General features: G+C 43.0%; 11 protein-coding genes and 1 pseudogene. 6 read left to right on the forward strand and 6 right to left on the reverse strand.

What is annotated here, in order from left to right:
* Positions 1-117 precede the first annotated feature (117 nt).
* The gene (locus GVO62_RS02990) at positions 118-381 is read right to left on the reverse strand and encodes a DUF7218 family protein (RefSeq protein ID WP_159117674.1); all 264 of its coding nucleotides are present in this window, start codon (positions 379-381) and stop codon (positions 118-120) included.
* 354 nt (positions 382-735) lie between these two features.
* On the opposite strand from GVO62_RS02990, the gene GVO62_RS02995 reads away from it, so the two are divergent.
* Together GVO62_RS02995 and GVO62_RS03000 are read left to right on the forward strand one after the other, a co-directional pair.
* Complete coding sequence (locus GVO62_RS02995; protein ID WP_159117675.1) at positions 736-1,467, forward strand: hypothetical protein; 732 nt, start codon at positions 736-738, stop codon at positions 1,465-1,467.
* 297 nt (positions 1,468-1,764) lie between these two features.
* Entirely contained in the window at positions 1,765-2,946 is a 1,182-nt protein-coding gene (locus GVO62_RS03000) for a pyridoxal phosphate-dependent aminotransferase (protein WP_159117676.1), read from the forward strand.
* A 160-nt stretch (positions 2,947-3,106) separates the two neighbouring features.
* Here GVO62_RS03000 and GVO62_RS03005 read toward each other — a convergent pair whose 3' ends face one another.
* The 4 genes from GVO62_RS03005 to trhP form a co-directional block, all read right to left on the reverse strand.
* On the reverse strand, positions 3,107-4,282 hold the full coding sequence (locus tag GVO62_RS03005) for a saccharopine dehydrogenase family protein (RefSeq protein ID WP_159117677.1): 1,176 nt from the start codon (positions 4,280-4,282) through the stop codon (positions 3,107-3,109).
* A gap of 136 nt (positions 4,283-4,418) precedes the next feature.
* Entirely contained in the window at positions 4,419-5,630 is a 1,212-nt protein-coding gene (locus GVO62_RS03010; RefSeq protein ID WP_159117678.1) for an aminotransferase class I/II-fold pyridoxal phosphate-dependent enzyme, read from the reverse strand.
* Between the two features lie 117 nt (positions 5,631-5,747).
* The gene (locus GVO62_RS03015; protein ID WP_120959039.1) at positions 5,748-5,993 is read right to left on the reverse strand and encodes a YfhL family 4Fe-4S dicluster ferredoxin; all 246 of its coding nucleotides are present in this window, start codon (positions 5,991-5,993) and stop codon (positions 5,748-5,750) included.
* A 3-nt stretch (positions 5,994-5,996) separates the two neighbouring features.
* Positions 5,997-7,493 (reverse strand): prephenate-dependent tRNA uridine(34) hydroxylase TrhP, encoded by a 1,497-nt coding sequence (gene trhP / locus GVO62_RS03020; RefSeq protein ID WP_159117679.1) that lies wholly within the window; start codon positions 7,491-7,493, stop codon positions 5,997-5,999.
* A 276-nt stretch (positions 7,494-7,769) separates the two neighbouring features.
* Between trhP and GVO62_RS03025 the strand changes: the two genes are divergently transcribed.
* From GVO62_RS03025 to GVO62_RS03040, 4 genes are all read left to right on the forward strand, one after another.
* Positions 7,770-10,217 carry a zinc-dependent metalloprotease gene (locus tag GVO62_RS03025; protein ID WP_159117680.1) on the forward strand — a complete coding sequence of 816 codons (2,448 nt, stop codon included), beginning with the start codon at positions 7,770-7,772 and terminating at the stop codon, positions 10,215-10,217.
* A 15-nt stretch (positions 10,218-10,232) separates the two neighbouring features.
* Entirely contained in the window at positions 10,233-10,889 is a 657-nt protein-coding gene (locus tag GVO62_RS03030) for a hypothetical protein (RefSeq protein WP_159117681.1), read from the forward strand.
* A 93-nt stretch (positions 10,890-10,982) separates the two neighbouring features.
* Complete coding sequence (locus GVO62_RS03035) at positions 10,983-11,240, forward strand: type II toxin-antitoxin system Phd/YefM family antitoxin (RefSeq protein WP_159117682.1); 258 nt, start codon at positions 10,983-10,985, stop codon at positions 11,238-11,240.
* Positions 11,228-11,524: a type II toxin-antitoxin system RelE/ParE family toxin gene (locus tag GVO62_RS03040; protein WP_159117683.1), complete on the forward strand. Its 297-nt coding sequence runs from the start codon at positions 11,228-11,230 to the stop codon at positions 11,522-11,524. Before GVO62_RS03035 ends, GVO62_RS03040 begins: the two co-directional genes overlap by 13 nt.
* Before the next feature lie 314 nt (positions 11,525-11,838).
* Here the strand turns inward: GVO62_RS03040 and GVO62_RS03045 are convergent.
* Positions 11,839-12,999, reverse strand: a pseudogene (locus tag GVO62_RS03045) (serine hydrolase domain-containing protein).
* Positions 13,000-13,353: the final 354 nt, after the last annotated feature.

The raw sequence follows: 13,353 nt of genomic DNA on the forward strand, positions 1-13,353 counted from the left end.
TATAAGTACGTTATACGTGGTTTTATTTATGAATAAAAATGACTTAATTTCATTTTTGTATGAAATATTCTCATTGATTTTTTTAACGCTGCTATTTAGATAACGGTGTGCCCGCCACTAGTGGTTGCGCAGAGCGTCGATTAGCTCGTCTTTGCTCATGTTTGAGCGACCTTCAATACCTACCTCTTTTGCTTTTTGGTAAAGCTCATCTTTAGTGCGGTCCTCGTACTTCTTGCCTTTTCCGCCATCCTTTGAAGGCGTTTGTTTGCTGTTTGCCTGTGCATTGGCAATACGCGCTGACTTTTCTTTGCTATACCCTTCATCGCGAAGCGCTTCGTAAGTATCGTCGTTTTTAATTTGAGCACCGTGATCCTTAGCCATTTTGAAACTCCTGTTTAATGGTGATAACAAAGTTTTGTACTTAAGTTGTCGTATTAAAGTTTAAAGAATTATGCGGAGGACACTCTGATAAATACAATTCGTTACATGCTGTATCCATTTGGATCTCAAACGATTACTGCTTTATTTTTTGCTTCGTGAAATTTAAAAGATGTCGTAGCTTGTAGTGCTTGTCGAGTGTCGATAAAATTTACAAAAATTCAGAGAAAAATTATAACCTTATGAAAAATATAAAAATAAAACATGGATTAGAATTTGCTTATGTCTCGCAGCAATTAAGCTATTAAAATTAAAAAAGGAATTAAAATGTATTTTAAAAATATATGTCTTTCATTAGTGCTCATAGGATTAGCATCGTCAGCATCGGCTGGTTTGATTATTGAAACCGATGCTCAAAACAGAACGATAATTAGCTGGACTGGAAGTTGTTCTGATTGTTTAGGCACAAAGGGTGACAATAGTTTTTCAGATCCAATAGATGTATCAGGTAACATTGTTGTAGATGGCTTCACTTATGGCCAAGACTTTCGTTTTAATTCGTCTAACCTCTATTCATTTCAATACGATGGCCCATCAAATCACGTAGACAATTTGATCATATATAACGCGGGGTATTCCTCTGACGATGCTTGGATAGATAGCTCTGATGCTCTATTTAGTATAATTGGTCGAACAGATTACTCCACGTCAATAACAGGTACGGTTCCACCAGAGGGCTATTATGCTGAATTTGGCGAAAACTTGACCGTATCAGGTAAAATTACAGGTAATTTAGAAAGTTATTTCTTATCAATATCTTTCGATACTTACGTTCCTGTAAATTCGTTGACAGGCGAATATATTAAAATGAGTACTTTAGTCAACACAGGTGAAGAAGCTCTTCTTACGTTGATTACGTTTGATCTAGAGTTTTTCGATGATGGAACTTGGTATATTAGGGCTAATGACGAGGCTTATGATATCGGCCGAAACGCACAACTTTCAATTGCCCAGGTTTCTGAGCCTGCAACATTTGGTATCTTTTTGTTGTCTCTAGTCGCTTTCTCGAGAGCTAGACGCGCTAAATAAACTCTCTCAAGCATCGTCTTGTTAAAGACAATTTGTTAAAGCGTGAGTCTTCACGCTCTAACTCCCCTCCAGTTTGTTTAAAAAATGTCATTCGTCGCAAACGCTCAAATGCTCAAAATACCACTGCACCGCAATGTAACAGCTTAACACCTTAAAACTTCTTGTATTGTCAACTTTAGTGCGTTTTATGCACGCAAAAAGTGCATTTGAGTCAATGGTTTACGTTTTTTATCCTATTGCACGTTCAAAATTAAGTCTTTAGTCTAAAGATATCGTAGATGGAAGGCAGAGCGAAATATGAATAAAAATGTACAACAAACCACGGTGAATTCTTCACGTCGCAATTGGTTGAAGTCAGTGGGTTTAGGCGCTGGTGCAGTGGCATTGACGACCAGTGTCGACAGTATTATGGGTGACCTTCGAGCAGCAGGTATGCCCACCGAACACTTTCCATCAGCTACCCCTAATGTGAACGACGGTCTTATTCGCTTGTCGTCAAACGAAAATGCCTTTGGCCCATCAAAGAAAGCTGCAAAAGCGATGCAAAGCGAGCTTTTAAATCTCGCACGTTACACTGATGCTACCGTTGAAGTATTGGCGCAAAAAATTGCTAAGCAAGAAGGCGTATCTGCTGACCAAATCGTTATCACAAACGGTTCTTCACCTATTCTTTTTGGCTACGCTGACTGGATCACGAAAAATGGCAACAAACTAGTTACCTCTATGGCAACCTATGAAGGGGTACCGCGAGGCGCTGAGTTTATGGGGGCAGATGTCACTTATGTCCCCCTTGCGGCAGACATGAGATTTGACCTTGATGCGATTGAGGCAGCTGTAACCGAAGATACTACCGCCGTTTATGTATGTAATCCAAATAACCCCACGGGGAGCATGGTCGATGCAGCCAAACTGACTGCTTTTGCAAAGCGCGTGTCAAAGAAAGCGCAGGTGTTTATTGATGAGGCCTACATTGAAATGTCTGATGCTTATCCAGCTAATGTGCAGTCTAAGCTAGTAGCAGAAGGTCACAACGTGGTGATATGCCGCACCTTTTCTAAGATTCACGCGATGGCAGGCCAGCGTTTAGGCTATGCCATTATGCCTGCCGAACAAGCTAAAACTATGGGTGGCATGCTACGCATGGGTGGTGTGAACTATTTGGCATTAGTGGCGGGTATGGCAAGTATGGACGACCATGCGAACTTAAACACAATGCGTTCACGCATTAAAACCGAGCGTGAAAAACTAGTGAAAGTGGCGAAGGAGTTGAACCAGCCGTATGCACCAAATCCGCAAGGGAATTTCATCTATATGGATACGGGTATGCCGCACGATGTATTCGCGGAAAAAATGAAAGCTCAGGGTATAAAGGTGGTAGGGCGCACATGGCCAGGTTACGACTCGTGGTCACGGATCAGTGTCGGCACGCCTTCAGAAACAGATGCGTGCGTTAAAGCATTAAAAGCAGTACTTGCTTAGAAAAAACAATAATAATACCTAGCGCAGAAAGAACAGGCTGAACACTATTAGTGTTCAGCCTTTTTCATATTAGTTGTGCGAAAATGCAACCTACGTTTTGATAGAGTGGAACAAAGTTTGAATTTTACTTAAGTCTTTGCTTTAGCTCTTATTTTAGCTCTTATTTTTCGATAGCAAACGTTAAGCCTGCTTTCTCTTCTAAGCGGTTTACTAGCTTATCACCAAGAGCAGCCGCTGGTGTGAAAAAGCCGCCAGATAGGTTTACGTCTTTACACAAGCAAAGCGCCGACTCTGAAATCATCTTACTAGTAGAGCCATAACCTGGGTCTTTATCACCTTTTACCGATACGGCTAGCATATCGCCATTCGTTGCGGTACCTACAAACATGACATCGTAAAAACCGTTTTCACGCTCTTCTTTGCTAGGGCCTTCACCTGGCTTAGGACCATCGTCGCTTGCAAGCGATTTATCTTTAGCAACGTGGTTGGCCATGGCCTCACCTTTTTCGCCAGGACCTGTCATCATCATTTCATCGTACTGGAAGTTTTTTCCATAGGCATAGCCACCTAAATAGTTCGTGCGGTGAACGTTTTTCGTATTGATTGCCGCCATAATGAAGGGGGCAACCCATGTACCTAATTGCTCGTCGAAATAAGGTTTGTTGCCGTCGGGCTGAGGCTGGTTTGATGCGCCATCGGTTAACGAATGCGGGTTGATAAGCGCGGCCATTACCGATTTATCTTTGTGAGCAGCAGCCATGGTTGCTTTTAAGCTGGCAGCCGTTCCACCAGAGAAGGTTCCCTGCATCTTGCGAACGCGACCTTTGACGTATTCAATCACGTCGCCAGTTTGCTTTTTAGCATGCGCTTGTAAGTAGTGAACACCTAAGTCAAATGGTACTGAGTCGAAGCCGCAAGAAAATACAATGTTTGCGCCAGTTTCTTTGGCCTTCGCTTCATACTTATTGATCATTTGGTGCATCCACGCCGGCTCACCGCATAAATCTGTATACCCCGTACCATTATCAACACACGCAGAGAGTAACTTTTCACCGTAAATTTGATAAGGGCCCACTGTGGTGAGTACAACCGCAGTTCGCTTAGTCATAGCATCTAGCGCGTCGGCATCATCACCGTCGGCTACAATACTGGCAACGCTATCACTGATACCTAGCTCCTGTTTTACGTCGTTAAGCTTAGCTTCATTACGACCTGCAACTGCCCATTTAACGCTGCTGTCATTGCCATACTGTGCCTGAAAGTATTCAGCTACTAGTTTGCCCGTAAAACCTGTAGCACCGAAGATAACTACATCAAATTCCCGTTCGTTACTCATTGTTTTGTCCTGTTTTATTTCGTTTTGACACGTGTCATCAATATACGATATCCAATATACGCACAAGCGCGGATATCTATCATTTTTTTCGGTAATATTTGTCTATTCACGAAATTAAACGGCAGGCGATAAACCGTTAGTTTAATGACTTAACAAACTTAGCCAGACGTGTTAATCCTTCGTTTAAGCGGTCCATATCCGTAGCGAAAGACAGCCTTACATAGTGGTCGGCATTGTGCTCGCCAAAATCATTGCCGGGCGTAAGTGCAACATGATGTTGTGAGAGCAGGGCGTCACAAAACTCAATAGCACTTAGCCCTGTGTGTTTAATATTGATGAAAGCGTAAAAAGCACCGTCTGGCTGGGCATCTAAACTAATGCCGATTTTTTCAAGTGCATTAAAAACGAAAGAGGCCCGCTTTGTCAGGTTTACACGATTTTGTTCGCATTGCGCCAATGCCTCAGAAGTAAAACAAGCAAGGGCGGCTTTTTGTGAAAGGGTGGAGGGGCAAATGAACAAGTTCTGCGCGAGCTTTTCAACGATGGGTGTCATCGCTTCAGGCACAACACACCAGCCGAGGCGCCAGCCGGTCATGCCAAAATATTTAGAGAAGCTATTGATAACCACTACAGTGTCTTCCAGTTTAGCGTTAGCAAGTACGGTTCGAAGCTTGGCGTTCTTGTTGCTGGTTGATTGGGTAGTATCGTCATTAATAGAAAGCGAAAGATCCAAGTAAATCTCATCAACAATTAAGAAACCACCGTTGGCTTTGCAGTATTCGCCAATTTTAATCAACTCGTCTATATCAATCGCTGTACCTGTCGGATTGGCTGGGGTGGCTATAAGCACGCCTTTCGTGTTTTGCTTCCAATTATCGGCAACACTTTCAGCGGTTAATTGAAAGTTATCCTCGCTGCGTGTTGGTACTAGCGTTACTTCTGCGCCAAATGCGTTCAAAAAGCGTCGGTTACAGGGGTAAGACGGGTCGCCCAATATCACATTATCGCCGGGTTCAACCAAGGCCGCGCTTGCCAAAAGTAACGCACCAGACGCGCCGGCGGTTACGACCACCCGTGAAGGACTTATCTTTACGCCGTGTTTAAATTCGTAAAAGCGGGCTATGGCTTCTCGGAGTTCAGGCATACCTAGCGCAGACGTATAAGGAAAATCTGGGGTATTCAAGCTTTCTTTCATTGCTGCAAGTACAGGCTCGGGAGCGCCAAAATCTGGCTCACCAAGATTAAGACGAATAACATCTTTACCTTGCTTTTCCAGAGCAGAGGCCTTTTCGCCATAGGCCATGGCAAGAAACGGAGAGATAGCGGTAGCGCGAGAGGCAAACTTCAAAACAAAACCCTTATTAGTTGTGCCAGTTCAAACAGTTCTGCAATTAGGGATCACTCTTGAGTAGGATTCAAGAAAATTCTTTGAATAGTATGTTTAACTTATTGGCTTACATCGTTGCTAAGTAGTTAAACGTATAAATTTCTCAGCTAACTCATCTAACGTTTCTTTCTTGTTCGGGTCTGGTTTAACTACATCTATAGGGCACACTGCCACGCAGGTAGGGGCATCGTAATGCCCCACGCATTCGGTACAACGATTAGCATCTATTTCGTACACGTTATTTCCCATGCTAATTGCTGAATTAGGGCACTCAGGTTCGCACATATCGCAGTTAATGCAGCTATCTAGAATAAGCAGTGCCATGAATTATACCTCGCTTACGCTCTGTTTTTTTACGGCACTATCCGTTTTGCGAAACGGGTTACGAGTGTCAACGCCTTCATCCAGATTACGTAGCAGCAGAGCAAAATCTAGGTCTACATCGCAAGGTAGAGGTATACTAACCTGGTGCCCTGAACCTTTGGCATCGCTGATATAAAGGTTTTTCTTATCCAGCATTTCATCAAGCGCAAAGGTAATGTTTCCGCTTGGTGTCATCAATTCTAGCGAGTCCCCTACACAGAATTTGTTTTTAACATCTATAATCGCAAAACCCGTTTCGTTGCAGCGGCCTAGCACTTCACCAACAAATTGCTGTTTATCGCTGACAGAATGCCCGTATTCGTAGTTCTGATACGTTTGGTGTGAGTGACGACGCAGGAAACCTTCTGTATATCCTCGATGAGCCAAGGTTTCCAAGCTTCCCATTAACGAGTTGTCGAAGGGTTTACCTGCTACTGCGTCGTCAATGGCTTTGCGATAAACTTGCGCTGTTCGAGCGCAGTAGTAGTGTGATTTTGTGCGACCTTCTATTTTTAAGCTATGCACGCCCATTTTGGTTAGGCGGTCGACATGCTGAACGGCACGCAAGTCTTTCGAATTCATAATATAAGTGCCATGTTCATCTTCAAAGGCAGGCATCAATTCGCCGGGCTTTTCTTTTTCTTCTAACATAAACACATCAGTACTTGGCACGCCTTCGCCAAGGGTGGGAATGACCGTTTGAGATGCCGAAACGGCTTTATCAATTTCGGTGGCTTGAACGATATCACCGGTTTCGTTTTCGCTACCCTCCTTAACATCATAAGACCAACGACAAGCATTGGTACAAGTGCCTTGGTTAGGATCTCGTTTATTCATGTAGCCAGACAATAAACAGCGCCCGGAATACGCCATGCAAAGCGCGCCATGAACAAACACTTCTAATTCCATGTCTGGCACTTGCTCGCGGACTGTTTCAATTTCTTCAAGCGATAGTTCTCGCGATAAAATAACGCGCTCAATGCCTTGTTTCTGCCAAAACTTCACCGTGGCGTAGTTCACAGCATTGGCCTGAACACTTAAATGAATTGGCACATGAGGGAATGCATCGCGCACCATCATGATAAGTCCGGGATCTGACATAATTAGCGCGTCAGGTTTCATAGCAATTACCGGCTCAATATCATTAAGGTAGGTACCGAGCTTACTGTTGTGGGGCGCGATATTGCTTACCACATAGAACTTCTTCCCTAGAGCATGCGCTTCTTCTATACCTATCGCTAAGTTTTCGAGGCTAAATTCGTTATTTCTCACGCGTAGCGAGTAGCGGGGTTGACCAGCATAAACAGCGTCTGCTCCATAGGCAAAAGCGTAGCGCATATTGCGCAAGCTACCTGCTGGGGCTAGCAATTCTGGTGCGTTAAACGTTTGGTCGGAAAGTTTTAACGCTGAATCTTCGCATTGAATTGAAGAACTGTTACGAGAAGAAGTGTTTGAAGTCATATATAAAAACCGCTACTAGACGCCTTTAACAAGGCGGCGGATTCTATAAGTACGCCGTGAGGCCCTCAAGGCAAATCAGGCAAGGGGTTGATGGAGATCAAATTATTTCTGCATATTAGACTGAGCAGCAAGACAAATGCACTAAGAAAAATGTTATGAGAACTTATAGCAAAACTAATCTATCACCTCAATTGACGTACTTAAACGACGAATCACCATGGGCAAAAGCCGCCACATAGGGTAGGCTAGAAATTCACAATAATAAGGACTAACTGCATGCTGCAATTGAACATTTTTCATAAAGCGGCGCGACAAATAAAAGCCTCCGGCAAATCGGCCATTGCCATTACGGTATTGTTTGTTGTGTCTACGTCTTCAGCTTGGGCAGCGCTGCCAAGCATTGGTGAATTCACTAGCGATATGACCAAAAAAGACGGTCTAATCCCTGTTTACTATGACGATGAAAGTGACAAAGTTTATTTGGCGGTGCCAACAGGTAACGCCGAATATTTGTTTCAAAGCAGCTTGCCCTACGGTGTAGGCTCGAACGACATTGGCCTCGATCGCGGACAGCTTGGCGAAACCCGCTTAGTAAGTTTCGAAAAGTTTGGTAACAAGGTTTTGTTGAAGCAGCACAACACGAAATACCGTGCGGCACACGGCAGCGATGCCGAAAAGCAAAGTATTGATGAAGCTTTTGCGGATTCGGTCATTGCCGGTTTCACGCTGGTAGCAAAAAGCGACAACGCCAGTCTTATCGATTACACGCCTTTTTTACTCAGTGATATTCACGGTATCGGTAACCGCATGGCGCGCACCAATCAAGGTAGCTTTAGCGTAGATAAAATGCGAAGCGGGGTGTACTTACCAAAAACCAAAGCCTTTGAAAAAAATACCGAGTTAGAAGCATTAGTCACTTTTGCTGGTAAAAAGCCGGGTGAATACGTTCAGCAAGTGACCCCCGACCCAGAAAGCGTGTCGGTGCACTTACATCATTCCTTTGTGGCACTGCCTGACGACAACTATACGCCTAGGGAGTACCACCCATATTCAGGCTACTGGAAATTTAGCTATTTCGATTACTCAACACCTATTAGTGAACCTACCGAGCAGCGTTTTATTACCCGCCATCGCTTAACCAAGAAAACGCCCCATGCAGCAATGAGCGAAGCAGTGGAGCCAATTGTGTATTACCTAGACCCAGGTATCCCAGAGCCGGTAATGACCGCGCTTAAAGAAGGCGCAAGCTGGTGGAACCAAGCCTATGAAGCTGCAGGTTATAAAGATGCGTTTCAGGTAAAAGTACTGCCTGAAGGTGCCGACCCTATGGACGTTCGCTACAACGTTATTAACTGGGTTCATCGCGCAACGCGCGGCTGGTCTTATGGGTCGTCGGTAGTTGACCCACGTACAGGGGAAATTATCAAAGGTCACGTTACTTTAGGCTCTCTGCGTGTAAGACAAGATTATTTAATTGCCCTTGGCCTAACTAGCCCTTTTAAAGACGGCAACACCGACACCACTTTGCAGCAAGAAATGGCGCTGGATCGCATTAGGCAGCTTTCTGCTCACGAAGTAGGGCACACACTAGGCATAGCGCACAACTTTGCGGCAAGTGAAAATAACCGTGCGTCGGTAATGGATTATCCTCACCCTAAAATAAGCATTAAAAACGGCAAGATTAGCCTTGAAGGCGCCTATGACAAAGGCATAGGCGCATGGGATATTCACGCCGTAGCGTATGGCTATCAAGACTTTGCTAGCGATGTAGAAGAATCCGAAGCCTTGGCAAAAATTATCGTTAAAGGTCGTAATGAAGGGTTAAGCTTTAAATCAGACCCAGATACCCGCAGCAGCCGTCATGCGTCAGCAAATGGTCATATGTGGGAAAATGGTAGTAACCCGCTAGATGCCTTCGATGAAATTTCACAAGTGCGCCAACTGGCGTTAGCCAATTTAGGTTTAGATACGTTAAGCCCGAACAGCAGCTTGTCGTCACTCGAAAATGCTTTAGTGCCCATTTACTTGTTACATCGCTATCAACTAGAAGCCGTAGCAAAGCAAGTAGGCGGCTTAGTGTATGAATATGAACGCAAAGGCGATTACACCCAAACGCAAGGGCAGCAATTTGTAGCACCCGCGGTTCAGCAGCGCGCTATGCAGCAGTTAATCACTGCTACTACGGCCGACTACCTTACTATACCTGAATCGGTTCTCGCGCTTATTCCACCTACAGCCTACGGTGACGACATTACCCGCGAGCACTTTAAGGGTAAAATGGGGTTAATGTTAGACCCAGTTTCTGCGGCCGCTTCGGCGTCGAACTTTGCGTTTGAGTTGTTATTACACCCAGAGCGCTTGAATCGCCTAGAGTGGCAAGTAAAAAGCAGTAAAGATAGACGCAAAAAAGTGGGCGTTTCAATGCTGGTGAAGCAAATACTTAGCGTACACTGGTATAAAAATAAGTCGCAAAGTCCACTAGCAAAGCGCTTACAGTTAGTTGCATTAAATGCCGTGATGAAAGCGGTCACTAACGACAAGCTGGCGCCAGAAGTAAGAATGGAAGCTGAACTTGCTTTACTTGAATTTAGCGAGTGGCTAGATGATGAAGCTGACGACAATCAGTATGAGATACTAAAAGAGCAGTTCGATACTTACTGGTCCAGTAAAACGTGGCCAAGTAGCTTCGAAGTAGAGCCACTACCGCCGGGTTCGCCGATTTAAGGAAGCTGATAATTAATGTTAGGGACAACGCAATTAGAGCAAAACTATAGCCCGAGTAACAAGCAAGTGCCGCAAAGAACCTTTGCGGCCTTATTCACTCATTTACTCGCTGTGTTACTTCTAACAATAGTTCCATTAGTAGAAAGTCTGCATGGTAGTGTGCTGTGGGGCTTGAACTACCATTCCCCCAAGTTCATGTCACAGGTCGGCGACGCGTTAGCCTTAAGTAAACTTATAGCGCTTTGCGCAGGTGTGTATCTGCTTTTTAAGCAATACGGTGCATTTAGGCATCTTGTTAAAAGTAAATGGTTATCTATTCTTTTGAGCAGTGTTTTAGCAATAGTGGCGCTCATTCAGATAGCGATAGGTCTAATAGGTGTATTGATTGATGCAACACTAGGAACTAACCGAGACTACTTTCATAAAGAATTTGCAATAGAAAATAACACTATTTACGTGTTTACCGCAGATCCAGGCGCGATGGGAACGGCCTACCATTATTTTTATTTAGAATGCCCACTTCCTTTAAACCGCTATGAACTAAAGTTTATTGAAAAAACAAATTGGGTATGGGAGCTAGAGCTTAAAGCTTCTGATAATGGTTTTGACGTATTTAATCAGCGTGGTGAGTTTAAATACCGCGTTAGTTTGGGTGAAGAAGGGTGTGGTTAGTTACCTTGTAGCTCTGCTCTGAGTGAATGAAATCTTGTGTGGTTATTGTTAAGTGATACTATAGTGGTACATTTGAAAGCTGGAACCTGCATCGTGAAAGTAGAATTAGTTACTACATTGAAGAGACAAGCCACAAAAATTTTGCAAGACCTGCACACTTCAAAAGAGCCTGTTTTGATTACTGAACATGGTCAGCCATCGGCTTACTTAGTTGATGTTGATGATTATGAGATGATGCAAAAGCGCATGTCGATTCTGGAAGGTATTGCAAAAGGTGAGCAGGCAATAAGAAATGATGACGTTTTAACTAACCTGCAGGCCAAAGCGAAAATGGATAAATGGCTGAAATAGTATGGACGGAACCTGCTCTAATTGACTTGGACAATATTGCTGAATACATAGCGGTATCTAATTTAGTTGCGGCAAAGAAACTAGTTAAAGAAGTCTTCGCCAAAGTAGATATGCTTGAGGAATATCCTAAGTCAGAAAAGTCAGTCTCTGAATTACCATCCCTCAATTACCGCGAGCTTTATGTAAAGCCCTGTCAAATTTTTCATAAATTTGAAGACAATAAAGCCTTTATTTTGCACGTAATGCGGCACGAACAAGATCTTAGGCGCTTTTTATTAGATTAGCGTCGTTACTATTTAATTACGTTTGAGTGGTTTAGCTATCTTAAACTAAACGGGCTAAAAACCAATGGCAGCTAAGTTTGTTTGACCCATTTTTTCTGAGCCGTCTGCATTCGAGCAGGTTTCTGAAAATTCGCATTCTTTCGCACAGTACTTTTTTCGATTTTTAGTTTATATACCAGTATTAAGGTTTTATAAAGTATCTATTGCGACATGTTAATGATCGTTTGCCTATTGACGGTAATGTTGACCTTCTCAGCATATAGAAGAGTTAAATCTCAAAACTTCACGTATAACAAAATAATTTAGGTAGGTCTCTATTTATTGAAATACCACTTATCTATCTCATCAGCAATATTCGTAGCATTAATTGATGTATTACTGCACATTACTAAATTCATAAATTGATTGTCAGGGTAGCGACGATACATGATATTTGCCCCTAACCATCCCCCAGAGTGAGATACCAAAAGACCATTTTCACTCTTAGAAATGCCCTGGCCATTTGCGTAAAATATGTCAGCCCCACTATCTGGATTAACGGGAAGAGAACTATTTGGTAACATGAACTCTTCCATAAAAGTTACCGGATTCTTACCTAGTTTAGGTGTATAAAACTGCGCATCCCACTTTTGCATATCATTAATGGTTGTATGTAGCCCCCCATCTCCTACAACGAATAAGTTTGTCATATCGTTTACATAGTTACCGTCCACATCCTTGGAATATCCGTAAGCTCTATTTTTAATCAACTCTACCGCATCGTCTGCAAAAAACGTGTTATCCATACCAAGGGGTTTGAATACATATTTATCGGTATATTCCCGAAGTGTTAATCCGCTTACTTCCTCAACGAGAATGGCTAACATAATGTAACCCATATTGCTGTAACGCCACTCAGTGTCAGGTTCGACTACTAAGGGAAGCTTTTTAACTACTTCATGGAATTCTTATACGCTTAAATAATCTTCATTGCCGATTCGCATTGGATGACCGGAAATTGCTTTCAAATTAAGAGCTCCTTCCTTTGCTTTAAAATCTTCAGGGTAGCCATATGTCGAAATTAAATCATAATCGCCCATCCCTCCCGTATGCCCAATAATACTATTGATTGAAACCTTGGTACCGTAATCAGGTAGATTTTCAACGTAGTCAGAGATGCCGTTCTCTAATTTTATTGCGCCTTGATCGGCCAATAAACGAACCGCCATTGCTACGAATTGTTTAGAAACTGATGCCATGCGATGCACATTATCATTAGACATAGCAACATTTAGTTCAACGTTTGCCAAACCGTAACCGTCTTTAATTAATGCATTTCCATTTTCAAAAACACCTATCGAACAGCCCGCCTCATTCGCGGGTATCAGCGATTTAAGTTTTTCATCTAACGAGCCAATCTGGTGTGACTCCGCATAAGAAGACGCATTCAGAACTAGAAAAGGAAGCACAAAAACTAAGAGAGTAAATCTTTTCATACAAATGCTTTCCCTAGATCTAACTGATGAAAGTGAGTTTAACTTTTAATGTACTTTAGCTTAGTTTATGACTCTAAAAGATCAAACTCCTACTTTTTTACGGCATTATTCAGATTCAAGTACGCTTGAATATTAAAAATATAAAAACTATGCACCAACCCGCTGTGTTGGCTGTATTTAATGTTTGTTGTACGAGTGTCTAAATGGATTACACTTTTTAAACTTTGTGCCCATGACACACTTCGCGCCTGATAAGGCATATCTAAATCTTTCAGATGTTCTGACAATCGAGGACTATTTTTGCCCTGTCGTGAGACAGTCAATTCTGCACGTACATGAGCATTTGGGGGGAAC

The organism is Alteromonas sp. KUL150, from assembly GCF_009811475.1.
GTDB lineage: Bacteria > Pseudomonadota > Gammaproteobacteria > Enterobacterales > Alteromonadaceae > Alteromonas > Alteromonas gracilis.